This is a genomic window from Streptomyces sp. NPDC002730 (genome assembly GCF_042888805.1).
In the GTDB taxonomy this organism is placed as follows: Bacteria; Actinomycetota; Actinomycetes; order Streptomycetales; family Streptomycetaceae; genus Streptomyces.
Window position 1 is genome coordinate 83155 of the sequence record NZ_JBIAQG010000016.1, and the last position, 24359, is coordinate 107513.

23 protein-coding genes are annotated in these 24359 nt (G+C 69.3%); 20 read left to right on the plus strand and 3 right to left on the minus strand.

All coding sequences use genetic code 11. The features are described from left to right. Nucleotides 1-82 precede the first annotated feature (82 nt). From pgsA to ACFYXH_RS34755, 15 genes are all read left to right on the plus strand, one after another. Nucleotides 83-748 carry a phosphatidylinositol phosphate synthase gene (pgsA, locus tag ACFYXH_RS34685; protein ID WP_327322319.1) on the plus strand — a complete coding sequence of 222 codons (666 nt, stop codon included), beginning with the start codon at nucleotides 83-85 and terminating at the stop codon, nucleotides 746-748. Beyond that, nucleotides 748-1665 (plus strand): phosphatidylinositol mannoside acyltransferase, encoded by a 918-nt coding sequence (locus ACFYXH_RS34690; RefSeq protein WP_389571672.1) that lies wholly within the window; start codon nucleotides 748-750, stop codon nucleotides 1663-1665. The genes pgsA and ACFYXH_RS34690 overlap by 1 nt, the downstream gene beginning before the upstream one ends. Further along, a complete protein-coding gene (locus ACFYXH_RS34695) occupies nucleotides 1662-2825 on the plus strand; it encodes a glycosyltransferase family 4 protein (RefSeq protein WP_389571675.1) in 1164 nt (387 codons plus the stop codon). Before ACFYXH_RS34690 ends, ACFYXH_RS34695 begins: the two co-directional genes overlap by 4 nt. Before the next feature lie 705 nt (nucleotides 2826-3530). Beyond that, the gene (locus ACFYXH_RS34700; RefSeq protein ID WP_362679379.1) at nucleotides 3531-4076 is read left to right on the plus strand and encodes a hypothetical protein; all 546 of its coding nucleotides are present in this window, start codon (nucleotides 3531-3533) and stop codon (nucleotides 4074-4076) included. 185 nt (nucleotides 4077-4261) lie between these two features. After that, nucleotides 4262-5110, plus strand: a complete 849-nt coding sequence (gene pdxS, locus ACFYXH_RS34705; RefSeq protein WP_254708194.1) for a pyridoxal 5'-phosphate synthase lyase subunit PdxS — start codon at nucleotides 4262-4264, stop codon at nucleotides 5108-5110. Continuing rightward, nucleotides 5110-5703 (plus strand): pyridoxal 5'-phosphate synthase glutaminase subunit PdxT, encoded by a 594-nt coding sequence (pdxT, locus tag ACFYXH_RS34710; protein ID WP_327322315.1) that lies wholly within the window; start codon nucleotides 5110-5112, stop codon nucleotides 5701-5703. The genes pdxS and pdxT overlap by 1 nt, the downstream gene beginning before the upstream one ends. Nucleotides 5704-5812: 109 nt before the next feature. Next, on the plus strand, nucleotides 5813-6565 hold the full coding sequence (locus ACFYXH_RS34715; protein WP_327322314.1) for a YebC/PmpR family DNA-binding transcriptional regulator: 753 nt from the start codon (nucleotides 5813-5815) through the stop codon (nucleotides 6563-6565). Between the two features lie 145 nt (nucleotides 6566-6710). Then, nucleotides 6711-7241 carry a crossover junction endodeoxyribonuclease RuvC gene (gene ruvC / locus ACFYXH_RS34720; protein ID WP_385306452.1) on the plus strand — a complete coding sequence of 177 codons (531 nt, stop codon included), beginning with the start codon at nucleotides 6711-6713 and terminating at the stop codon, nucleotides 7239-7241. Beyond that, entirely contained in the window at nucleotides 7238-7870 is a 633-nt protein-coding gene (ruvA, locus tag ACFYXH_RS34725) for a Holliday junction branch migration protein RuvA (protein WP_389571680.1), read from the plus strand. Before ruvC ends, ruvA begins: the two co-directional genes overlap by 4 nt. A 19-nt stretch (nucleotides 7871-7889) precedes the next feature. Next, a complete protein-coding gene (gene ruvB / locus ACFYXH_RS34730) occupies nucleotides 7890-8969 on the plus strand; it encodes a Holliday junction branch migration DNA helicase RuvB (RefSeq protein ID WP_389571683.1) in 1080 nt (359 codons plus the stop codon). Nucleotides 8970-9135: 166 nt separating this feature from the next. After that, nucleotides 9136-9660: a preprotein translocase subunit YajC gene (gene yajC, locus ACFYXH_RS34735; RefSeq protein ID WP_389571686.1), complete on the plus strand. Its 525-nt coding sequence runs from the start codon at nucleotides 9136-9138 to the stop codon at nucleotides 9658-9660. A gap of 146 nt (nucleotides 9661-9806) precedes the next feature. Further along, nucleotides 9807-11573 (plus strand): protein translocase subunit SecD, encoded by a 1767-nt coding sequence (secD, locus tag ACFYXH_RS34740; protein ID WP_389571689.1) that lies wholly within the window; start codon nucleotides 9807-9809, stop codon nucleotides 11571-11573. 1 nt (nucleotide 11574) lies between these two features. Next, a complete protein-coding gene (secF, locus tag ACFYXH_RS34745) occupies nucleotides 11575-12684 on the plus strand; it encodes a protein translocase subunit SecF (RefSeq protein WP_389571691.1) in 1110 nt (369 codons plus the stop codon). Continuing rightward, nucleotides 12681-13223: an adenine phosphoribosyltransferase gene (locus ACFYXH_RS34750; protein WP_389571694.1), complete on the plus strand. Its 543-nt coding sequence runs from the start codon at nucleotides 12681-12683 to the stop codon at nucleotides 13221-13223. The genes secF and ACFYXH_RS34750 overlap by 4 nt, the downstream gene beginning before the upstream one ends. Before the next feature lie 264 nt (nucleotides 13224-13487). Further along, nucleotides 13488-16046 (plus strand): RelA/SpoT family protein, encoded by a 2559-nt coding sequence (locus ACFYXH_RS34755; protein WP_389571696.1) that lies wholly within the window; start codon nucleotides 13488-13490, stop codon nucleotides 16044-16046. Nucleotides 16047-16139: 93 nt separating this feature from the next. Here ACFYXH_RS34755 and ACFYXH_RS34760 read toward each other — a convergent pair whose 3' ends face one another. Both ACFYXH_RS34760 and ACFYXH_RS34765 read right to left on the minus strand, forming a co-directional pair. Further along, nucleotides 16140-17369, minus strand: a complete 1230-nt coding sequence (locus ACFYXH_RS34760) for a DUF349 domain-containing protein (RefSeq protein WP_389571698.1) — start codon at nucleotides 17367-17369, stop codon at nucleotides 16140-16142. Between the two features lie 154 nt (nucleotides 17370-17523). Next, nucleotides 17524-18312: a peptidylprolyl isomerase gene (locus tag ACFYXH_RS34765; RefSeq protein WP_389571700.1), complete on the minus strand. Its 789-nt coding sequence runs from the start codon at nucleotides 18310-18312 to the stop codon at nucleotides 17524-17526. A gap of 154 nt (nucleotides 18313-18466) precedes the next feature. Between ACFYXH_RS34765 and ACFYXH_RS34770 the strand changes: the two genes are divergently transcribed. From ACFYXH_RS34770 to ACFYXH_RS34785, 4 genes are all read left to right on the plus strand, one after another. After that, entirely contained in the window at nucleotides 18467-19174 is a 708-nt protein-coding gene (locus ACFYXH_RS34770) for an MBL fold metallo-hydrolase (protein WP_389571703.1), read from the plus strand. A gap of 12 nt (nucleotides 19175-19186) precedes the next feature. After that, nucleotides 19187-20449 carry a histidine--tRNA ligase gene (gene hisS / locus ACFYXH_RS34775; protein WP_389571704.1) on the plus strand — a complete coding sequence of 421 codons (1263 nt, stop codon included), beginning with the start codon at nucleotides 19187-19189 and terminating at the stop codon, nucleotides 20447-20449. A 252-nt stretch (nucleotides 20450-20701) separates the two neighbouring features. Further along, nucleotides 20702-21337 (plus strand): vitamin K epoxide reductase family protein, encoded by a 636-nt coding sequence (locus ACFYXH_RS34780; RefSeq protein ID WP_389571706.1) that lies wholly within the window; start codon nucleotides 20702-20704, stop codon nucleotides 21335-21337. Nucleotides 21338-21436: 99 nt separating this feature from the next. Beyond that, nucleotides 21437-22804, plus strand: a complete 1368-nt coding sequence (locus ACFYXH_RS34785) for a replication-associated recombination protein A (protein WP_389571709.1) — start codon at nucleotides 21437-21439, stop codon at nucleotides 22802-22804. A gap of 33 nt (nucleotides 22805-22837) precedes the next feature. Here the strand turns inward: ACFYXH_RS34785 and ACFYXH_RS34790 are convergent, their stop codons facing one another. Further along, nucleotides 22838-23548 (minus strand): DUF2470 domain-containing protein, encoded by a 711-nt coding sequence (locus ACFYXH_RS34790; RefSeq protein ID WP_389571711.1) that lies wholly within the window; start codon nucleotides 23546-23548, stop codon nucleotides 22838-22840. A gap of 188 nt (nucleotides 23549-23736) precedes the next feature. Here ACFYXH_RS34790 and rpsD point away from each other — a divergent pair, with 188 nt between their 5' ends. Next, entirely contained in the window at nucleotides 23737-24351 is a 615-nt protein-coding gene (rpsD, locus tag ACFYXH_RS34795) for a 30S ribosomal protein S4 (RefSeq protein ID WP_266542113.1), read from the plus strand. Nucleotides 24352-24359 lie beyond the last annotated feature (8 nt).

A 24359-nucleotide genomic window follows, 5' to 3' on the forward strand; every position in this document is an offset into this window, starting at 1 on the left:
GGTGGAGCGCGTCGGTCCTGGCTACGATGGGCCAGCCGGTGGCCGATGGGGCCATGCGGCCCACCGACCCTCCGGGAAGGCCATGCTGAACAAGTACGCGCGTGCATTCTTCACGCGTGTCCTCACACCGTTCGCCGCATTTCTGCTCCGACGTGGGGTGAGCCCCGACGCGGTCACCCTGATCGGCACGGCCGGAGTGATGGCGGGTGCGCTGGTCTTCTTCCCCCGGGGAGAGTTCTTCTGGGGCACGATCGTCATCACGCTGTTCGTCTTCTCCGACCTCGTCGACGGCAATATGGCGCGGCAGGCTGGGGTTTCGAGCCGCTGGGGCGCATTCCTGGACTCGACGCTCGACCGGGTTGCCGACGGCGCGATCTTCGCCGGCTTCGCGCTCTGGTACGCGGGCACGGGAAACGACAATGTGCTGTGCGCCGTCGCCATCTTCTGCCTGGCCAGCGGCCAGGTCGTCTCGTACACCAAGGCACGTGGTGAATCGATTGGCCTGCCGGTGGCGGTCAACGGTCTGATCGAGCGCGCCGAGCGGCTGGTGATCTCACTGGTCGCCGCCGGCCTCGCCGGACTGCACGCCTTCGGGGTGCCGGGAATCGACATTCTGCTGCCGATCGCGCTGTGGATCGTCGCCGTCGGCAGCCTGGTGACGCTGGGGCAGCGGGTGGTGACCGTACGACGGGAGTCCGCGGAGGCCGACGCCGCCGCGGCACAGGGGAACGAGGCTGAGGCGACGTGATGCGGGAGCGTCTGACCGACGGGCTGTACGGACTGGGCTGGAGCACCGTCAAGATGCTGCCCGAGCCGGCGGCCGCCGCGCTCGGCCGCACCATCGCGGACACCGCGTGGAAGCGGCGCGGCAAGAGCGTGCTGCGGCTCGAGTCCAACCTCGCCAGGGTGGTGCCCGACGCGAGCCCCGAGCGCCTCGCCGAGCTGTCGAAGGCCGGCATGCGCTCGTACATGCGCTACTGGATGGAGTCCTTCCGGCTGCCCACCTGGAGCGCCGAGCGCGTCACGAACAGCGTGGAGATCAAGGACGTCCATCATCTGAAGGAGGGACTCGCGTCGGGACGCGGCGTGATTCTCGCGCTGCCGCACCTGGCGAACTGGGACCTCGCGGGTGTCTGGGTCACCAGGACCCTGGGCATCCCCTTCACGACCGTCGCCGAGCGCCTCAAGCCCGAGTCGCTGTACGACCGGTTCGTGGCGTACCGCGAGAGCCTGGGCATGGAGGTCCTGCCGCATACGGGCGGTTCGGCCTTCGGGACGCTGGCGCGGCGGCTGCGCGCAGGCGGCCTTGTGTGTCTTGTCGCCGACCGAGATCTGTCGGCCTCCGGCGTCGAGGTGAAGTATTTCGGCGAGACGGCGCGGATGCCGGCCGGGCCTGCGACGCTGGCCCAGCAGACCGGCGCGGTGCTGCTGCCTGTCACCCTCTGGTACGAGGACGCGCCGTTGATGAAGGGCCGGATCCATCCACATGTCGAGGTGCCGGAGACAGGTACCAAGGCCGAGAAGACGTCCTCCATGACACAGGCGCTGGCCGATGCCTACGCCACGGGAATCACCGAGCACCCGGAGGACTGGCACATGCTGCAGCGGCTGTGGCTCGCCGACCTCGCTGTGACGGATCAAGAGCGCCGGGAGGAACGGGCGTGAGGATCGGCATCGTCTGCCCGTACTCCTGGGACGTACCGGGCGGCGTCCAATTCCATATCAGGGACCTGGCAGAGCATCTGATCAGGCTCGGCCACGAGGTGTCGGTACTGGCGCCGGCGGACGACGAGACGCCACTGCCGCCGTACGTCGTCTCGGCGGGCCGGGCCGTACCCGTCCCGTACAACGGCTCGGTCGCCCGGCTGAACTTCGGCTTCCTGTCGGCGGCGCGGGTGCGGCGCTGGCTGCACGACGGCACCTTCGACGTCATCCACATTCATGAGCCCGCCTCGCCGTCGCTGGGGCTGCTGAGCTGCTGGGCGGCGCAGGGGCCGATCGTCGCGACGTTCCACACCTCCAATCCGCGCTCGCGCGCCATGATCGCGGCCTACCCGATCCTGCAGCCGGCGCTGGAGAAGATCAGCGCACGGATCGCGGTCAGCGAGTACGCCCGCCGGACGCTGGTCGAGCATCTGGGCGGCGACGCGGTCGTCATCCCGAACGGCGTCGATGTCGGCTTCTTCGAAAGGGCCGAGCCGAAGGCGGAGTGGCAGGGCAACACGCTCGGCTTCATAGGGCGCATCGACGAGCCCCGGAAGGGGCTGCCGGTGCTGATGAAGGCGCTGCCGAAGATCCTCGCGGAATGCCCGGAGACCCGATTGCTGGTGGCGGGCCGGGGCGACGAGGAGGAGGCGGTCGCGGTACTCCCCAAGGAAATGCGCTCGCGGGTCGAGTTCCTCGGCATGGTCAGCGACGAGGACAAGGCGCGGCTGCTGCAGAGCGTCGATGTGTACGTCGCGCCCAACACGGGCGGCGAGAGCTTCGGCATCATCCTCGTCGAGGCGATGTCGGCGGGCGCGCCGGTGCTGGCGAGCGACCTGGACGCGTTTGCGCAGGTCCTGGACCAGGGCGCGGCGGGCGAGCTCTTCGCGAACGAGGACGCGGACGCGCTGGCGGACGCGGCGGTAGGGCTGCTGCGGGACCCGGCGAGGCGGGCGGAGCTGCGGGCGCGGGGCAGTGCGCATGTGCGGCGTTTCGACTGGTCGACGGTCGGGGCGGACATCTTGGCGGTGTACGAGACGGTGACGGACGGCGCTGCGTCGGTGGCGGCGGACGAGCGGACTCCGGGGCTCCGGTCGAGATTCGGTCTGGCGCGGGACTGAGGGTGCGGGCGCGCGGCGGGGGCCTGGCCCGGGGGTGCGGGCGCGCGGCGGGGGTGCGGGGTCTGGGGGTGCGGGCGCGCGGCGGGGGCCTGGCCCGGGGGTGCGGGTGCGTTGCGGAGGTGAGGGGTCTCCGGGTGCGGGCCCTTGGTCGCTCGGGGCAGCCGGGTCCGCCTGGGCGCGGGGGCGGGCCGCTCCGGGGCTCGTGTCCTGGACTGCTTTCCTCACCGCGCTTCGCGCGAGTTGCGACGCTTTACGTCCAGAACACGACCCCTGCGCGTCCCCTGCCAGGGCGTGGTTCGCGGGGCGCCCCGGGTGCCCGTCGACGTTGAGGCTTTGCCCCCCCGCGTCCGCGAAGCCTGTCGGCCGGGGGTAGGGGCGCGTGCCTGTGGTTTGCGGTGCGAGGCTGCCGGTTCGGGGTTGTTGGGAGAACGCCTGCGCGTTCTTGGACCGGTGGCGGGTCCGCGGTGTCTGGTGTGCGGTGTGACGCTGCCGGTTCGGGGCCACGTCCGGAGCACGGCCCTTGCACGTCCTCGTGTGGGGCGGGTCCGGGGGCGTCTGGTCTGCGGCGCGAAGCTGCCGCTCCGGAGTGTGGGGGCGTCAGCCCCCACGTACCCCTCCCAAGGGGGCCTGGGGCCTGCCCCAGTTTCGGGAAGGGGCGGGTAGGGGAACAAACCTCCCCCGCCGCCACAGGTAGCCTTGCGGCCCGTGACCGTAACCCTCATCTGGATCGTCGTCGCCCTCGTCGCGATCGGCCTGTATCTGAGCTGGACCGCCGGGCGGCTCGACCGACTGCACACCCGTATCGACGCCGCCCGCGCCGCGCTCGACGCCCAACTCCTGCGCCGGGCCTCGGTCACCCAGGAACTGGCCACCTCCGGCGTGCTCGATCCGGCCGCGTCGATCGTGCTGTACGAGGCCGCGCACGCGGCCCGGCAGGCGGAGGAGGAGCAGCGCGAGGTCGCGGAGAGCGAGCTCAGCGCCGCGCTGCGGGCCGTCTTCGGGGAGGCGGCGCAGGTCGAAGCGGTGCGCGAGGTCCCCGGCGGTGAGGAGGCGGCGGGCGAGCTTGCGCAAGCCGTACGCCGGGTCCCGATGGCGCGGCGGTTCCACAACGACGCGGTGCGCGCGGCACGGGCGCTGCGCCGCCACCGCAAGGTCCGCTGGTTCCGGCTGGCCGGACACGCGCCGTTTCCGCTGGCCTTCGAGATGGACGACGAGCCCCCCGTCGCGCTGGCCGACCGCCCGGGCACCTGACCGCTGCACCTTCGATTCCAAAACGATCCACCGGCTGTGCATTGGCCCTTGCTGTGGACTGGTGCTCGGAGGTTGCATCTGTGAGGCATCAACTTTCTTTCACCGAGTGAGGTCCCTCCGTGTCCAGCACCCTCCCCACCACCCCGCAGGCCCCCGAGACCGGCACCGCGCGCGTCAAGCGCGGTATGGCTGAGCAGCTCAAGGGCGGCGTGATCATGGATGTGGTCAACGCCGAGCAGGCGAAGATCGCCGAGGACGCGGGCGCGGTCGCCGTCATGGCACTGGAGCGGGTCCCCGCCGACATCCGCAAGGACGGCGGCGTGGCCCGGATGTCCGACCCGAACATGATCGAAGAGATCATCGACGCGGTCTCGATCCCGGTCATGGCCAAGTCCCGGATCGGTCACTTCGTCGAGGCCCAGGTGCTGCAGTCCCTCGGCGTCGACTACATCGACGAGTCCGAGGTGCTGACCCCGGCCGACGAGGTCAACCACTCCGACAAGTTCGCCTTCACCACCCCGTTCGTCTGCGGCGCCACCAACCTGGGTGAGGCCCTGCGCCGGATCGCCGAGGGCGCGGCCATGATCCGCTCCAAGGGCGAGGCCGGCACCGGCAATGTCGTCGAGGCCGTCCGTCACCTGCGCCAGATCAAGAACGAGATCGCCCGTCTGCGCGGCTACGACAACAACGAGCTGTACGCCGCGGCCAAGGAGCTGCGCGCCCCGTACGAGCTGGTCAAGGAGGTCTCCGAGCTGGGCAAGCTGCCGGTGGTCCTCTTCTCCGCGGGCGGTGTGGCCACCCCCGCCGACGCCGCGCTGATGCGCCAGCTCGGCGCCGAGGGCGTCTTCGTCGGCTCCGGCATCTTCAAGTCGGGTGACCCCGCCAAGCGCGCCGCCGCCATCGTGAAGGCCACCACCTTCTACGACGACCCCAAGATCATCGCGGACGCGTCCCGCAACCTCGGCGAGGCCATGGTCGGCATCAACTGCGACACCCTCCCCGAGGCCGAGCGCTACGCGAACCGAGGCTGGTAATGACCACTCCCGTGATCGGTGTCCTGGCTCTCCAGGGCGACGTACGGGAGCACCTGATCGCCCTGGCCGCGGCGGATGCCGTGGCCAGGCCGGTCCGGCGCCCCGAGGAGCTCGCCGAGGTCGACGGCCTTGTCGTCCCCGGCGGCGAGTCCACCACGATGTCCAAACTCGCGGTGCTGTTCGGCATGCTCGAGCCGCTGCGTGAGCGGATCGCGGCGGGGCTGCCCGTCTACGGCACCTGCGCCGGCCTGATCATGGTCGCCGACAAGATCCTCGACCCGCGCTCGGGCCAGGAGACACTCGGCGGCATCGACATGATCGTCCGCCGTAATGCCTTCGGGCGTCAGAATGAGTCCTTCGAGGCGGCCGTCGAGGTCGCGGGCGTGGACGACGGCCCGGTCGAGGGAGTCTTCATCCGCGCCCCGTGGGTCGAGTCGGTCGGGGCCGAGGTCGAGGTGCTCGCCGAGCACGGTGGTCACATCGTCGCCGTACGGCAGGGCAATGTCCTGGCCACGTCCTTCCACCCCGAACTGACGGGTGACCACCGGGTGCACGCCCTGTTCGTCGACATGGTGCGCGCAGCAGTTCAGTAGGTTCGCGCTTCAGCGCCCAACTGGGGTGGTGGTCGGGAGACGGGCGGGCCGATCCCGGTAGGATCTCTGGGGTTCGTTCAGAAATTGGTTACGCGAAGGAGACAGGCAGATGTCCGGCCACTCTAAATGGGCTACGACGAAGCACAAGAAGGCCGTGATTGACGCCAAGCGCGGCAAGCTCTTCGCGAAGCTGATCAAGAACATCGAGGTCGCGGCCCGCACCGGCGGAGTCGACCCCGAGGGTAACCCGACGCTCGTCGACGCCATCCAGAAGGCGAAGAAGAGCTCCGTCCCGAACAAGAACATCGACTCCGCGGTCAAGCGCGGCGGCGGTCTCGAGGCGGGCGGCGTCGACTACCAGACGATCATGTACGAGGGCTACGGCCCGAACGGCGTCGCGGTGCTCATCGAGTGCCTCACCGACAACCGCAACCGCGCCGCCTCCGACGTACGCGTCGCGATGACGCGCAACGGCGGCTCGATGGCCGACCCGGGCTCCGTCTCGTACCTCTTCAACCGCAAGGGCGTTGTGATCGTCCCCAAGGGGGAGCTGAGCGAGGACGACGTCCTGGGCGCGGTCCTGGACGCCGGCGCCGAAGAGGTCAATGACCTCGGTGAGTCGTACGAGGTCGTCAGCGAGGCCACCGACATGGTCGCGGTCCGCACCGCGCTCCAGGAGGCGGGCATCGACTACGACTCCGCCGAGGCCAACTTCCTGCCGACCATGCAGGTCGAGCTCGACGAAGAGGGCGCGCGCAAGATCTTCAAGCTGATCGACGCGCTCGAGGACAGCGACGACGTGCAGAACGTCTTCGCCAACTTCGATGTCTCGGACGAGGTCATGGAGAAGGTCGACGCCTGACGGACGCTCAACTACGCGTACGAGGACGGGCCGACAGGGACACGCCCCTGTCGGCCCGTCCTCGTTGTCGGCCCGTTGTCAGTACGAGCGGATAGCCTGCAGCAACGCAGGAACACATGGTCGAAAGTGTGAGGGGAGGGGCAGCGTGCGGGTACTGGGCGTGGACCCGGGGCTGACCCGGTGCGGCATCGGTGTGGTCGAAGGCGTCGCGGGCCGCCCCTTGACGATGCTCGGCGTCGGAGTCGTGCGTACGCCTGCGGACGCCGAGCTCGGCAGCCGACTGGTCGGCATCGAGCAGGGCATCGAGCAGTGGCTCGACGAACACCGCCCCGAATTCGTCGCCGTCGAGCGGGTGTTCAGCCAGCACAATGTCCGTACGGTCATGGGCACCGCACAGGCCAGCGCGATCGCCATGCTCTGCGCCGCCCGCCGCGGCATCCCCGTCGCCCTGCACACACCCAGTGAGGTCAAGGCGGCCGTCACCGGCAGCGGCCGGGCGGACAAGGCGCAGGTCGGAGCGATGGTGACACGGCTGCTGCGGCTCGACGCCCCGCCCAGGCCCGCCGACGCCGCCGACGCTCTCGCCCTCGCCATCTGCCACATCTGGCGCGCACCCGCGCAGAATCGCCTCCAGCAAGCTGTCGCTCTGCACGCATCGAAAGGCCGTACCGCATGATCGCCTTTGTGAGCGGCCCGGTCGCCGCCCTCGCCCCCACCACCGCGGTCATCGAGGTCGGCGGTATCGGCATGGCAGTCCAGTGCACGCCGAACACCCTCTCCGAGCTGCGCATCGGCAAGGAGGCCAAGCTCGCCACCTCCCTCGTCGTACGGGAGGACTCGCTCACGCTCTACGGCTTCGTGGACGACGACGAGCGCCAGGTCTTCGAGCTGCTGCAGACCGCGAGCGGTGTCGGCCCACGCCTGGCCCAGGCGATGCTCGCCGTGCACACCCCGGACGCCCTCCGTATCGCCGTCGCGACCGGCGACGAGAAGGCACTCATCGCTGTCCCGGGCATCGGCAAGAAGGGCGCCCAGAAACTGCTGCTCGAGCTGAAGGACCGCCTCGGCGAGCCGGTCGGCGCGCATATCGTCAGGCAGGGCGTCGGCACCGCCGCCGCGGCCCCGATGGCCTGGCGTGACCAGCTGCACGGCGCGCTGATCGGCCTCGGCTACGCCACTCGCGAGGCCGACGAGGCGGTTGCCGCCGTCACGCCGCAGGCCGAGGCCGCCGTCGCCGCGGGCGGCACACCCCAGGTCGGCCAGCTGCTGAAGGCCGCCCTGCAGACCCTGAACCGCACCCGCTGACCCCACGAGGCCTACCACTGTGAACTGGGACGACACCGCACCGCCGACCGACGACACCGCAACCGAGCGGCTCGTCGGCGCGTCCGCCGACGGCGAGGACCAGGCCGTCGAGGCGGCGCTGCGGCCGAAGTCGCTGGCCGAGTTTGTCGGCCAGGAGCGCGTCCGCGAGCAGCTGGACCTTGTCCTGAAAGCGGCCCTCGCACGCGGCGCCACCGCAGACCATGTCCTGCTCTCCGGCGCCCCCGGCCTCGGCAAGACCACCCTCTCCATGATTATCGCGGCCGAAATGAACGCCCCGATCCGGATCACCTCGGGCCCAGCCATCCAGCACGCCGGCGATCTGGCCGCGATCCTCTCCTCCCTCCAGGAGGGCGAGGTTCTCTTCCTCGACGAGATCCACCGGATGTCGCGGCCGGCCGAAGAGCTGCTCTACATGGCCATGGAGGACTTCCGGGTCGATGTGATCGTCGGGAAGGGCCCGGGAGCCACCGCCATCCCGATCGAGCTCCCGCCCTTCACCCTGGTCGGTGCCACCACGCGGGCCGGGCTGCTGCCGCCCCCGCTGCGCGACCGCTTCGGCTTCACCGCCCACATGGAGTTCTACGACCCCGCCGAGCTGGAGCGGGTCATTCACCGCTCCGCCCAGCTTCTCGACGTCGAGATAGAGGCCGACGGCGCCGCCGAGATCGCGGGCCGCTCCCGCGGCACGCCCCGTATCGCCAACCGGCTGCTGCGCCGCGTCCGTGACTACGCCCAGGTCAAGGTGGACGGCCTGATCACCCGCGAGGTGGCCGCCGCGGCTCTGCGGGTGTACGAGGTCGACGCCCGCGGACTCGACCGCCTCGACCGTGCCGTGCTCCAGGCACTGCTCAAACTCTTCGGCGGCGGCCCGGTGGGTCTGTCGACGCTCGCGGTGGCCGTGGGGGAGGAGCGTGAGACGGTCGAGGAGGTGGCCGAGCCCTTCCTGGTACGGGAGGGGCTCCTTGCCCGGACCCCCCGCGGACGAGTCGCCACCCCTGCGGCATGGGCGCATCTCGGCCTCGTACCACCGCAGCAGGCGCCGGGCGCAAGCGGACAACCGGGGCTGTTCAGGGCGTGACGGCGCGGAGACTCGCACGGCCAGGAACCAGGGTGGGATGCTGGGCGTTGTTCCATCGATGCGGACTCGCTTAGACTCCGCCGATGCCGCCCTTCCAGGTCGGCGTGCCCACCCCCGTAGATAAGGCCGCCTCACCAGCGCGGTCGTGCGAAGGAAGTTCCGTCCCGTGAGTCTCGTGACCCTCCTCCCCTTCATCGTGCTCATCGGGGCCATGTTCCTGATGACCCGGTCCGCCAAGAAGAAGCAGCAGGCGGCTGCGCAGATGCGCAACGAAATGCAGCCCGGCACCGGTGTCCGGACGATCGGGGGCATGTACGCCACCGTCAAGGAACTGCACGACGACACGGTCCTCCTCGAGGTGGCCCCCGGCGTCCACGCCGTCTACGCCAAGAACGCCATCGGCGCGGTCCTCGACGACGAGGAGTACAACCGCATCGTGCACGGCGACGGCGACCTCAAGGTCGACGGCCCGATCGTGCCGGACGACGCTTCCTCGCTGACGGAGACCACGGACTCCGACGCCACGGACTCCGACTCGTCGGACGCTGCCAAGATCGACCTCGGCAAGAAGCCCGAGGCGGACGAGATCGAGGCGAAGGACGAAGTCACGCCGAAGGACGACGAGGTCACGCCGAAGGACGATGCCACGCCGAAGGACGGCAAGGCCGAGGGCGAGACCGACGCGAAGTAGTCACGATCGGGGACCGCGGCGACGCCCACCGGCGTCCGGCGGTCCCCGGGCCGTGCTGACTTCTGCGCGGGCAGGTCCCCACAACACTTCGTGGCCGCCCCGGCGCACACCCGGCACGGGACGGTTGGACAGGGAGAAACGAGAAGGTGGCAGCACCGAATAGGGGCCGAAGGCCCGCGGGGGCTCAGAGCAAGCCGGGGCGTGCCCTGGCTTTGATTCTGATCGCCATGGTCGCGCTCACAGGCGGAATGTTCCTGGCGGGTCAGCTCACACCGCGTCTGGGTATCGACCTGGCGGGCGGTACGTCCATCACGCTCGAGGCGAAGAACACCGTCGGCAACAAGAACGCCATCAACGAGACCAACATGAACACCGCGGTCGGCATCATCGAGCGCCGTGTCAATGGTCTGGGCGTCACCGAGGCCGAGGTTCAGACCCAGGGCCAGAAGAACATCATCGTCAACATCCCCAAGGGGACGAATTCTCAGCAGGCCCGTGAGCAGGTCGGCACCACCGCCCAGCTCTACTTCCGGCCGGTGCTGACCGTCGCCGCCGGGACCCCCACGGCTCCGCAGCCCACCCCGAGTGCCTCGCCGTCCGGCAAGGCAAAGGACGGCAAGGACAAGGCCGGCAACAAGGAGACGGTCAACCCGCCGGCCTCCGCCACGCCCTCGGCCACTGCGACCACGCAGGGCCGCGCCGTCACCGACTCACTGAAGGCCGCGACCCCGACTCCGAACCCCTCGGACGCAGGCAAGCCCAAGACCTCCGAGACGCCGAAGCCCACTCCCTCGGGTGCCGCGGCGGGCGCCGACAAGCTGCAGAAGCAGTTCCTGGCTCTCGACTGCACGAAGGAGAAGGCCCGCGTCGCGGCCGGCGAAAACGTCCTGCCCACCGCTCCGACGGTCGGCTGTGGCAAGAACTCCGAAGGCGTGTGGGAGAAGTACCTGCTGGGCCCGGCCGAGGTCAACGGCAAGGACGTCGACGACGCCAAGGCCACGATCGACCAGCGGACCGGTCAGTGGATCGTGCAGATGGACTTCACCGACGCCGGCTCCAAGAAGTTCCAGAAGATCACGAGCCGGCTGTCGCAGCAGCAGCCCCCGATGAACCAGTTCGCCATCGTCCTGGACGGCGAGGTTGTCTCGGCGCCCTCGGTGCGCCAGACACTGAGCGCCAACGCCGAGATCTCCGGCAGCTTCACCCAGCAGTCCGCACAGGATCTGGGCAACATCCTGTCGTACGGTGCGCTTCCGCTCTCCTTCCATGAGCAGAGCGTCCAGACCGTCACCGCGGCGCTGGGCGGCGAGCAGCTGCAGGCCGGCCTCATCGCCGGTGCGATCGGCCTCGCGCTGGTCATCATCTACCTGGTGGCGTACTACCGTGGCCTGGCTCTCATTGCGATCCTCAGCCTCATCGTCTCGGCGATCCTGACGTACACGATCATGGCTCTGCTCGGCCCCGGCATCGGCTTCGCCCTGAATCTGCCCGCGGTGTGTGGTGCGATCGTTGCGATCGGTATCACCGCGGACTCGTTCATCGTGTACTTCGAACGCATCCGGGACGAGATCCGCGAGGGCCGTACGCTCCGGCCGGCCGTGGAGCGTGCCTGGCCGCGTGCCCGGCGCACGATCCTGGTCTCCGACTTCGTGTCGTTCCTCGCCGCCGCGGTGCTCTTCATCGTCACCGTCGGCAAGGTCCAGGGCTTCGCCTTCACGCTCGGTCTCACCACCGTGCTCGACGTGGTCGTGGTGTTCCTCTTCACCAAGCCGGTCATGACGCTCCTCGCCCGCAGGAAGTTCTTCGCGAGCGGTCACCCGTGGTCCGGTCTGGACCCGAAGCGGCTCGGCGCCAAGCCCCCGCTGCGCCGCTCCCGCCGCGGCTCCGTCCCCACCGACCCGAAGGAGGCGTGAGATGTCGCGACTCGGCAGCCTCGGCGCCCGGCTCTACCGCGGCGAGGTCGGCTATGACTTCGTCGCCAAGCGGAAGATCTGGTACGGGATCTCGATCCTGATCACCATCACGGCGATCGTCGGCCTGGCGGTGCGGGGTCTCAACCTTGGCATCGAGTTCAAGGGTGGCGCCGTCTTCACCACCCCGAGCACGAGCGTCTCCGTCAGCAAGGCCCAGTCCTACGCCAAGGAGATCTCGGGCCATGAGGCGATCGTCCAGAAGCTCGGCAACGGCGGGCTGCGGATCCAGGTCAGCGAGCTCGACCAGGCCCAGGCCAACAAGGTCAACGAGACGCTTTCCGACAAGCTGAACATCCCGAAGGACAAGATCAACGCCGAGATCGTCGGCCCCAGCTGGGGTGAGCAGATCGCCAACAAGGCATGGACCGGTCTAGCGGTCTTCATGCTCCTGGTGGTGATCTATCTCGCGATCGCCTTCGAGTGGCGGATGGCCATCGCCGCCCTGATCGCGTTGATCCACGACCTCACGATCACCATCGGTGTGTACGCGCTCGTCGGTTTCGAGGTCACGCCGGGCACCGTGATCGGTCTGCTGACCATCCTCGGTTACTCCCTCTACGACACCGTCGTCGTCTTCGACGGTCTCAAGGAGGGCTCGAAGGACATCACCAAGCAGACCCGCTACACCTACAGCGAGATCGCCAACCGCAGCCTCAACGGCACGCTGGTGCGTTCCATCAACACCACCGTCGTCGCGCTGCTGCCGGTGGCCGGCCTGCTCTTCATCGGTGGCGGCGTCCTCGGCGCGGGCATGCTCAACGACATCTCGCTGTCGCTGTTCGTCGGTCTCGCCGCAGGTGCGTACTCCTCGATCTTCATCGCCACGCCGCTCGTCGCCGACCTCAAGGAGCGCGAGCCCCAGATGAAGGCGCTGAAGAAGCGGGTGCTCGCCAAGCGCGCGCAGGCCGCGGCCAAGGGCGAGTCGGCGGAGGACTCCGACGACGAGTCGGGCGAGCCGCAGAACGAGGTGGTCGGCGGCACCGCTGCGGCGGGTGCCGTGGTGGGCCCGCGCAACCGGGGCCGCGGCCGTCCTTCGGACAAGCGCCGATGACCGTCGGTACGCAGGAGTTCCTGCTCAGCCGTATCCGTGATGTGCCCGACTACCCGAAGCCGGGGGTGATGTTCAAGGACATCACGCCTCTGCTCGCGGATCCCGAGGCCTTCACCGCCATGACCGACGCGCTCGCCGGGCTCTGTGTACGTCACGGGGCCACGAAGATCGTCGGTCTGGAGGCGCGCGGCTTCATCCTGGCCGCGCCGGTCGCGGTCCGCGCCGGGCTCGGGTTCATTCCCGTACGCAAGGCGGGCAAGCTCCCCGGAGCGACGCTCTCCCAGGCATACGAGCTGGAGTACGGCACTGCCGAGATCGAGGTGCATGCCGAGGACCTTCAGTCGGGCGACCGTGTCATGGTCATCGACGACGTCCTCGCCACCGGCGGCACGGCCGAGGCCTCGCTGGAGCTGATCCGCCGGGCCGGCGCCGACGTGGCGGGCGTCGCGGTCCTGATGGAACTCGGCTTCCTCGACGGCCGGGCCCGCCTGGAGCCGACGCTGCGCGGGGCTCCGCTGGAGACTCTGATCACGATCTGACGCAACGCAACGCAACGCTTCGCTTCGGCAATGGGCGCCCCGGGATCTTCCCGGGGCGCCCGCTGTTCTGTCCGCCGGAGGCGTGCTCGGCTCCTCGCTGCAACAGCGCGGAGACAGGAAGTGACGAAGGGCAGACGGCGGGTATCCGGATGCCCTCTTCCGTCAAGTGCGGACCTGCAGCCTCGTGAGCACCGTGACTCCTGGGTCGATACCATGGCCTCTCCGGGCCTGACCGGGGGACCCGGAACCGCACGAGGAGCGCTCTTGCCAGACGAGGCCCAGCCCGCCGCCGCGCAGCCCGACCAGCAGGCCGAAAAGGCCGCGGCAGCCCCTGTCACGCCCGAGAAGAAGCCGGCAGAGAAGTCAAAGCCGGCAGTGCCCGAGCGTGCGAACGGTGCGGCCCCGGTCTCTGCCGCCAAGGCCACGCCCGCCGCCAAGGCCATGCCTGCGGACAAGCCCATGCCCGCCGCCAAGCCCACGCCTGCGGGCAAGCACACGCCCGCCTCCGTGCCCCGGACCGGCGGCTCCTCGAACCGCGTACGCGCCCGCCTCGCCCGCCTGGGCGTGCAGCGCTCCTCGCCGTACAACCCCGTCCTGGAACCGCTGCTGCGGATAGTGCGCAGCAACGACCCCAAGATCGAGACCTCCACGCTTCGCCAGGTCGAGCGTGCCTACCAGGTGGCCGAGCGCTGGCACCGCGGCCAGAAGCGCAAGAGCGGCGACCCGTACATCACGCACCCGCTCGCCGTCACCACCATCCTCGCCGAGCTCGGCATGGACCCGGCGACCCTGATGGCCGGGCTGCTGCACGACACCGTCGAGGACACCGAGTACGGCCTGGACACCCTGCGCCGCGACTTCGGCGACCAGGTCGCCCTCCTCGTCGACGGCGTCACCAAGCTCGACAAGGTCAAGTTCGGCGAGGCCGCGCAGGCCGAGACCGTACGCAAGATGGTCGTCGCCATGGCCAAGGACCCGCGCGTCCTGGTCATCAAGCTCGCCGACCGGCTGCACAACATGCGCACCATGCGCTATCTCAAGCGGGAGAAGCAGGAGAAGAAGGCCCGCGAGACCCTTGAGATCTACGCGCCCCTGGCCCACCGCCTGGGCATGAACACCATCAAGTGGGAGCTGGAGGACCTCGCCTTCGCGATCCTCTACCCAAAGATGTACGACGAGATCGTGCGGCTCGTCGCCGAGCGCGCGCCCAAGCGTGACGAGTACCTCGCCATAGTGACCGACGAGGTCCAGTCCGATCTGCGCGCCGCCCGTATCAAGGCGACCGTCACAGGCAGGCCGAAGCACTACTACAGCGTCTACCAGAAGATGATCGTCCGCGGCCGTGACTTCGCGGAGATCTACGACCTGGTGGGCATCCGCGTCCTCGTCGACAGCGTCCGCGACTGCTACGCCGCACTCGGCACCGTCCATGCGCGATGGAACCCGGTCCCCGGCCGGTTCAAGGACTACATCGCGATGCCGAAGTTCAACATGTACCAGTCGCTGCACACCACGGTGATCGGCCCCAACGGCAAGCCCGTCGAGCTGCAGATTCGTACCTTCGACATGCACCGCCGTGCCGAGTACGGCATCGCGGCGCACTGGAAGTACAAGCAGGAGCCCTCCGCCGGTGCCTCCAAGGTGCGTTCCGACGTACCGAAGAAGGCCGGCAAGGACGACAACATCAACGACATGGCGTGGCTGCGCCAGCTCCTCGACTGGCAGAAGGAGACCGAGGACCCCAGCGAGTTCCTCGAGTCCCTGCGCTTCGACCTCTCCCGCAACGAGGTCTTCGTCTTCACGCCGAAGGGCGACGTCATAGCGCTGCCGGCCGGCGCCACGCCCGTCGACTTCGCGTACGCCGTGCACACCGAGGTCGGCCACCGGACCATAGGGGCGCGGGTCAACGGACGGCTCGTCCCGCTCGAATCGACCCTCGACAACGGCGACCTGGTGGAGGTCTTCACCTCCAAGGCCGAAGGCGCCGGGCCCTCCCGCGACTGGCTGGGCTTCGTCAAGTCGCCCCGGGCGCGCAACAAGATCCGCGCATGGTTCTCCAAGGAGCGTCGCGACGAGGCCATCGAGCACGGCAAGGACGCCATCGCGCGGGCCATGCGCAAGCAGAACCTGCCGATCCAGCGCATTCTCACCGGCGACTCGCTCGTCACACTGGCGCACGAGATGCGCTACCCGGACATCTCGTCCCTGTACGCGGCGATCGGCGAGGGCCATGTGGCCGCGCAGGGCGTCGTACAGAAGCTGGTGCAGGCCGTCGGCGGCGAGGAGGCCGCAAGCGAGGACATCGCCGAGAGCACACCGCCCACGCACGGCGGCCGCAGCAAGCGCCGCGCCAACGCCGACCCCGGCGTGGTCGTCAAGGGCGTCGAGGATGTCTGGGTCAAGCTCGCCCGCTGTTGTACGCCCGTCCCCGGCGACCCCATCATCGGCTTCGTCACGCGCGGCTCCGGCGTATCGGTTCACCGGGCCGACTGCGTCAATGTCGACTCGCTCTCGCAGCAGCCGGAGCGCATCCTCGAGGTCGAATGGGCCCCGACCCAGTCGTCCGTCTTCCTGGTCGCCATCCAGGTCGAGGCGCTCGACCGGTCCAGGCTTCTCTCGGACGTCACCCGCGTCCTGTCGGACCAGCACGTCAACATCCTGTCGGCGGCCGTCCAGACCTCCCGCGACCGGGTGGCCACCTCGCGCTTCACCTTCGAGATGGGCGACCCGAAGCACCTCGGGCACGTACTGAAGGCGGTACGGGGCGTGGAGGGCGTCTACGACGTGTACCGGGTGACCTCGGCCCGCAGCAGCGGGGCATGAGCCGCAGGCCGTAGCCGGGCGTGGCCGCAGCCCCCAGCCGGACATGAGGCGGCCCCGGTACGCATCCCGTACCGGGGCCGCCTGCGGGGCCTCTCAGCCGCCGAACTCCTCCAGGCCCTTCAGGGCCTGGTCGAGCAGCGCCTGCCGGCCCTCGAGCTCCTTGGCGAGCTTGTCGGCCTTGGCGTTGTTGCCCGCCGCGCGCGCCGCGTCGATCTGCCCGCGCAGCTTGTCCACGGCCGCCTGGAGCTGACCCGTCAGACCCGCGGCACGCGCACGCGCCTCAGGGTTCGTCCGGCGCCACTCGTTCTCCTCGGACTCCTGCAGGGCACGCTCCACCGCGTGCATCCGGCCCTCGACCTTGGGCCGGGCGTCACGCGGTACGTGGCCGATGGCCTCCCAGCGCTCGTTGATGGACCGGAAGGCGGCACGCGCGGCCTTGAGGTCCGTCACCGGCATCAGCTTCTCGGCCTCGGCGGCGAGCTCCTCCTTGAGCTTGAGGTTCTCGCCCTGCTCGGCGTCCCGCTCGGCGAAGACCCCGCTGCGCGCGGCGAAGAAGACGTCCTGGGCGCCGCGGAAACGGTTCCACAGGTCGTCCTCGGCCTCGCGCTGGGCGCGGCCCGCTGCCTTCCACTCCGCCATCAGCTCGCGGTAGCGGGCGGCCGTCACACCCCAGTCGGTCGAGCCGGAGAGCGACTCGGCCTCGGCGACCAGCTTCTCCTTGGCCTTACGGGCCTCCTCGCGCTGCGCGTCCAGCGAGGCGAAGTGCGCCTTGCGGCGCTTGGAGAACGCGGAGCGCGCGTGCGAGAAACGGTGCCACAGCTCGTCGTCGGACTTCCGGTCGAGCCGGGGAAGGCCCTTCCAGGTGTCCACCAGCGCGCGCAGCCGCTCGCCCGCGGAGCGCCACTGCTCGCTCTGCGCCAGCTCCTCGGCCTCGGCGACCAGCGCCTCCTTGGAGTGCCGCGCCTCGTCGTTCTGCTTCGCCTTCTGGACCTTGCGCTCCTCGCGGCGCTTGTCCACCGTCGCGACGAGAGCGTCGAGGCGGACACGCAGCGCGCCGAGGTCACCCACGGCGTGATGCTCGTCCACCTGCTGACGCAGATGATCGATGGCGGTCTGGGCGTCCTTGGCCGAGAGATCGGTGGTCTTCACCCGCCGCTCGAGGAGGCCGATCTCGACCACCAAGCCCTCGTACTTGCGCTCGAAGTAGGCCAGGGCCTCCTCGGGAGTGCCCGCCTGCCACGATCCGACGACCTGCTCGCCATCGGCAGTACGCACGTACACGGTGCCCGTCTCATCGACACGGCCCCACGGGTCGCTGCTCACAGCGCCTCCTCCACCTGATGCCCGCAAGAGGGTGTTGCCCCCGGGCATCGTCCACAGTTTCCTGGGGGCGGGCTGCTCGCCCGCCCTGCACAACGCCAATCTAGGCGACCGGCCGCCCGGCTGTCCGCACTCAGCGCGGCCGAAATTGCCCGGCTCACACCTTCGTGACAGCCGCCTTCTCGATGGTGACGGCCTTCTTCGGGCCGCCGTCCTGGGCCCCGCCCGCGACTCCGGCCTTCGCCACGTCCTGGACGACCTTCAGGCCCGCCTCGTCCATCGTTCCGAACGGCGTGTAGCTGGGCGGCAGCTTTGTCTCCTTGTAGACGAGGAAGAACTGACTGCCTCCGGAGTGCGGCTGACCGGTATTGGCCATCGCCACCGTCCCGGCCGGATACGTCACCGTGCCGTCGGCGGTCGCCTTACCCAGCGCGGTCAGATTCTCGTCGGGGATCGTGTAGCCGGGCCCGCCCGTGCCGTCGCCCTTCGGGTCGCCGCACTGCAGCACGAAAATGCCCTGCGTGGTCAGCCGGTGACACTTCGTACCGTTGAAGTACCCCTTGTCCGCGAGGGACTTGAAGGAGTTCGCCGTGTGCGGGGTCTTCGCCGCGTCCATCGCGATCTTGATGTCGCCCTCGTTCGTCTTGAGCGACATCGAGTACTTCGCCGCCTTGTCGATCGCCATGGCGGGCTCGGGGCTGGTGCTCTCGCTCTTGGACGGGGTGGCGCTGGGGGACTGGCTGTCGTCCGCCGACTCCTTGACCTTGGTGTCCCCGTCGGAGAGCCCGACCGAGGCGTACGCGGCGCCACCGGCGAGCACCAACACGACCGCAGCCGCGATGATCGTATTCCGCTGCTTCGCCTTCCGGGACTTCTGCCGACGCTGCTGCTGGCGCTCGAACTTCTCCCTGGCGAGCTGACGCCGCCGCTGATCGCTGCTGACCACCGGGTCTTCTCCTTGTATGTCGCGTGATGCCGACCGGCCGAGTGTGCCCCGTACCGTATACGGGTTGGCTGTGGGACGAGCAGCGCCGGTAGGCTCTGATCTGCTGCAATTCAATACAGCTTTATCCCTCTCGACGACCACACCGAGGACGAACGTGCTTATTGCCGGGTTCCCCGCAGGGGCCTGGGGGACCAACTGTTACCTGGTCGCCCCGGCCGCAGGCGAGGAGTGCGTGATCATCGACCCCGGCCACCAGGCCGCTCAGGGAGTCGAAGAAGCGCTTGCGAAGCATCGGCTCAAGCCTGTCGCCGTCGTGCTGACTCATGGCCACATCGACCATGTCGCCTCGGTCGTGCCGGTGTGCGGAGCCCATGACGTACCGGCGTGGATCCACCCCGCGGACCGGTACATGATGAGCGACCCGGAGAAGGCGCTGGGCCGGTCGATCGGGATGCCGCTGATGGGCGAGCTGACCGTGGGAGAGCCGGACGACGTCAAGGAACTGGCCGACGGCGCCGAGCTGCGCCTCGCCGGTCTCGACTTCTCGGTCGCGCATGCGCCCGGCCATACCAAGGGGTCGGTGACGTTCCAGATGCCCGAGGCCGATGACATCCCGTCGGTCTTCTTCTCGGGAGATCTGCTCTTCGCCGGCTCCATCGGACGCACGGACCTGCCCGGCGGCGACCACGCCGAGATGCTCGAGTCGCTGGCGCGTGTGTGCCTGCCGCTCGACGACTCGACCGTGGTGCTGTCCGGCCACGGCCCCCAGACGACCATCGGCCGCGAGCGTGCCGCCAATCCGTACTTGCGGGATGTGGCCGCCGGCCTCGGGAGCGCCGAAGCTCCCCGACGAGGAATGTGACGAGAGTTTCCCGTGAGCACCTTTCAGGCCCCCAAGGGCACGTACGACCTGATTCCGCCGAAGTCCGCGGTGACCCTCGCGGTGCGTGAGGCGATCGCCGCGCCGCTGAAGAACTCCGGCTACGGCTACATCGAGACGCCCGGATTCGAGAACGTCGAGCTGTTCTCGCGCGGTGTCGGCGAGTCCACCGACATCGTCTCCAAGGAGATGTACGCCTTCGAGACCAAGGGCGGCGACAAGCTGGCGCTGCGTCCCGAAGGCACCGCGTCCGTGCTGCGCGCGGCGCTGGAGGCCAACCTCCACAAGACCGGCAACCTGCCGGTGAAGCTCTGGTACTCGGGCTCGTACTACCGCTACGAGCGCCCGCAGAAGGGCCGCTACAGGCACTTCTCGCAGGTCGGCGCCGAGGCGATCGGCGCGGAGGACCCGGCGCTCGACGCCGAACTGATCATCCTGGCCGACCAGGCGTACCGCTCGCTCGGCCTGCGCGATTTCCGCATCCTGCTGAACTCGCTGGGCGACAAGGAGTGCCGCCCCGTCTACCGGGACGCGCTGCAGGGCTTCCTGCGCGCGCTCGAGCTGGACGAGGACACCCGGCGCCGGATCGAGATCAACCCCCTGCGGGTCCTCGACGACAAGCGCGCCGAGGTGCAGAAGCAGCTGGTGGGCGCGCCGATGCTGCGCGACTATCTGTGCGACGCGTGCAAGGCGTACCACGAGGAGGTACGTGAGCTGCTGACCGCGGCGGGTGTCGGGTACGAGGACGACGAGAAGCTGGTGCGCGGCCTCGACTACTACACGCGCACGACGTTCGAGTTCGTCCACGACGGTCTCGGCTCGCAGTCCGCGGTGGGCGGCGGCGGCCGCTACGACGGCCTCTCCGAGATGATCGGCGGCCCGGCGCTCCCGTCGGTCGGCTGGGCACTCGGTGTGGACCGTACGATCCTGGCGCTGGAGGCGGAGGGCATCGAGCTCGAACTCCCCTCCACCACCAGCGTGTTCGCGGTCCCGCTCGGCGCCGAGGCGCGGCGCGTCCTCTTCGGTCTGGTGACCGAGCTGCGCCGGGCGGGAGTGGCTGCCGACTTCTCGTACGGAGCGAAGGGCCTGAAGGGCGCGATGAAGAGCGCCAACCGCTCGGGCGCGCGGTACACGGTAGTGGCCGGTGAGCGCGACCTCGCGGAGGGCGTCGTCCAGTTGAAGGACATGGAGTCCGGCGAGCAGTTGCCGGTGCCGCTGGCGGACGCGGTGAACACGATCCGCGAACGCCTGGCCTGACACCCGGGCCGGTTGCGGGGCTCCGCCCCGGACCACGTGCCTCAAACGCCGACGGGCCTGCAGATCAAGCCCGTCCGGTGTTTGAGGACACGCCCGAAGGGCGTACGGGGGCCTGGCAGGGAGCTTGCTCCCGGAGGTGAGCAGTCCGGGACGACCGTCCGTACATCCTTATGTCCATCGGACGGTGGACGCGGGGGCGAGTGCGGCAGAATGACCCTGCCCCAGCTGGCTACTGAGCGATGGATCGGCGATATGAAGACTGCACCTGTTGACGACGTGTCCTCCGGCCGGCAGGCCGACGGCTCCAAGGGCACGATCGGTGGCAGTCGTGCCTTCGCCTGGCTGCTGGTGATCACGGGTGCGGCGGGGCTGCTGGCCTCGTGGGTGATCACGATCGACAAGATCAAGCTGGCGGAGGACCCGTCGTTCACGCCGGGCTGCAGTCTGAACCCGGTCGTCTCCTGCGGCAACATCATGAAGAGCGACCAGGCCTCGGCGTTCGGGTTCCCGAATCCGATGATGGGTCTGGTGGCGTACTCGATGGTGATCGCCATCGGGGTCGCGCTGCTGGCCGGGGCGCGCTACCGCCGCTGGTACTGGCTCGGTCTCAACGCCGGCTGTCTCTTCGGCGTCGGTTTCTGCACCTGGCTGCAGTACCAGTCGCTGTACAACATCAACTCGCTGTGCCTGTGGTGCTCGCTGGCCTGGGTCGCCACGATTGTGATGTTCTGCTACGTCACTCTGCACAACATCAGGCACTACGTCATCAAGGTCCCGGAGGGGCTGCGGAAGGGACTGCTGGAGTTCCACTGGATGCCGCCGGTGTTGTGGGTCGGGATCATCGGCATGCTGATCCTGACCCGCTGGTGGGACTTCTGGACCAGCTGACCCGGCCGTACGGCGGAGTCAGTGGGCCGGTCGGCGCTGTCGGTGGCCTACGGCATCCTCCCGGGGGACACCCCCGGACCCCCCAGTAGGCTTCACAGCGTGGAGCCCGACCTCTTTACCGCCGCAGCCGAAGAACGCCAGGAGAAGGATCCGTCCAGCAGCCCCCTGGCCGTTCGGATGCGTCCGCGCACCCTCGATGAAGTCGTCGGCCAGCAGCATCTGTTGAAGCCGGGATCGCCGCTGCGCCGACTCGTCGGCGAAGGCGGCGGCGGCCCCGCCGGCCCCTCGTCCGTGATCCTCTGGGGCCCGCCCGGCATCGGCAAGACGACCCTCGCGTACGTCGTCTCCAAGGCCACCAACAAGCGCTTTGTGGAGCTCTCCGCGATCACCGCGGGCGTCAAGGAGGTCCGGGCGGTCATCGAAGGAGCCCGCCGCGCCGCCGGCGGCTACGGCAAGGAGACCGTCCTCTTCCTCGACGAGATCCACCGCTTCTCCAAGGCGCAGCAGGACTCTCTGCTGCCCGCCGTGGAGAACCGCTGGGTCACGCTGATCGCCGCCACCACCGAGAACCCGTACTTCTCGATCATCTCCCCGCTGCTCTCCCGCTCCCTGCTGCTCACCCTGGAATCGCTCACCGACGAGGATCTGAGCGGACTGCTGCACCGGGCGCTCACCGAGGAGCGCGGCCTGGGCGGCGTGGTCGCACTCCCCGAGGACTCCGAGGCGCATCTGCTGCGCATCGCGGGCGGCGACGCCCGCCGGGCGTTGACCGCGCTCGAGGCCGCGGCGGGCGCGGCGATCGACAAGAGCGAGAAGGCGATCAGCCTCCAGACGCTGGAGGAGACCGTCGACCGCGCTGCGGTGAAGTACGACCGCGACGGCGATCAGCACTACGACGTGGCGAGCGCTCTCATCAAGTCCATCCGCGGCTCCGATGTGGACGCGGCGCTGCACTACCTGGCGCGCATGATCGAGGCGGGGGAGGACCCGCGGTTCATCGCCCGTCGGCTGATGATCTCGGCGAGCGAGGACATCGGCCTCGCGGACCCGACGGCCCTGCCGACCGCGGTTGCCGCCGCCCAGGCCGTGGCCATGATCGGCTTCCCCGAGGCGGCCCTCACCCTCAGCCACGCCACCATCGCGCTGGCGCTGGCCCCCAAGTCGAACGCCGCCACCACCGCCATTGGCGCCGCGCTCGCGGACGTACGGAACGGACTGGCCGGAGCGGTCCCGCCGCATCTGCGCGACGGCCACTACAAGGGCGCGGCCAAGCTCGGCCATGCCCAGGGCTATGTCTATCCGCACGATGTGCCGGGCGCGATCGCGGCCCAGCAGTACGCCCCGGACGCGGTGCACGGCAAGCGCTACTACGAGCCCACGCGGTACGGCGCGGAGGCGCGCTACGCCGATGTGGTCGAGAAGGTGCGCGAGCGGCTGCGCGCGGAGGGCCAGGCCGAAGGGCGGTGAGTCCGGCGGACCCACGCCGCCGACCCACGCCGGTCAGTGCGAAGCGGCCTCGAAGAGCGTGTGCATCGCCCGGCGCAGCTCGGTGACATCGCGTACCGGCGTGGGAAAGTCGAAGCGTGCGTCGAAGCACCGCTCGCCCACGAACCGCACCCGCAGCCCGAACCGGTCCAGCGCCAGTGGCACCGCGCGCTGCCGGTTCACGCCCGTCCCGTCCGTCCGCTCGCCGAGCAGCCCGCACAGCTGCTGTACCTGCTCGCCGTGCGCGGAGTGCAGGTGCTGCAGCAGGCCGGCCTCGTGCGTCACGAGAGGATCGACGGACGCCTGCGCGAACTCCTCCGGCTCCACGCTCTCCGCGCCCCACAGATCGTCGACGCATGCCTCACCCACCTCGAGCCGCAGCATCATGCAGCCGGGCTCGGCCAGGCCGGGTACGCAGGTGAGCCAGCCGGAGACCCAGGCACGGCCGCGGATACGATGGGGCACGGAGACCGGCGCGACGTCGGTGATCTCCAGCACAGCGGACAGCTCGTCGTCCTGCGCGTGCGTGGCGGCCCGCACGGCCGGTGAGTCGGCCGGAAACAGCAGGAACACCTCGCCGTCCTGCCCCACGACCCGTGCTCGAGGTGTCAGTTGCTCAGGACGTGTCAGCTGCTCAGGACGTGCTCCGTCCAGCCCCGGGATGAGCACCACCGCGGAGCATGTACTCTGTACGAGAGTTCGTGTGCGCTCGGCTGCTGACGGCATCCGAGTGATTTCAAGCCCGCTGGGACGCGGCTGACCATGAGCTGATCGGACCTCCGTCGCCTCGATGCTCTGTGAAGCGTCGACGTTCTTTGTGCTGTCCGTGATGCGCTTGGTGTTCCCAGGGCGAGACATGCGATCTCCTTGAGTAAGGTGAGCCTAACCTAACCTACAACGGAGGTCTGGAGAACGTGCCTAACCAGTCGCGTCCCAAGGTCAAGAAGTCACGCGCGCTCGGTATCGCGCTGACGCCGAAGGCTGTCAAGTACTTCGAAGCCCGCCCCTACCCGCCGGGCGAGCACGGCCGTGGCCGCAAGCAGAACTCTGACTACAAGGTGCGTCTGCTCGAGAAGCAGCGTCTGCGCGCCCAGTACGACATCAGCGAGCGCCAGATGGCGCGTGCCTACGACCGCGCCAAGAAGGCCGAGGGCAAGACCGGCGACGCGCTGGTCATCGAGCTCGAGCGCCGCCTCGACGCCCTGGTCCTGCGTTCGGGCATCGCCCGCACCATCTACCAGGCCCGTCAGATGGTCGTCCACGGCCACATCGAGGTCAACGGTGGCAAGGTCGACAAGCCGTCGTTCCGCGTCCGTCCCGACGACGTCGTGATGGTCCGCGAGCGCAGCCGCGAGAAGTCGCTCTTCCAGGTCGCGCGTGAGGGTGGCTTCGCCGCCGACGGCGAGACCCCCCGCTACCTGCAGGTCAACCTGAAGGCCCTGGCGTTCCGCCTGGACCGCGACCCGCAGCGCAAGGAAGTTCCGGTCATCTGCGACGAGCAGCTGGTCGTCGAGTACTACGCCCGCTGATCAAGGCG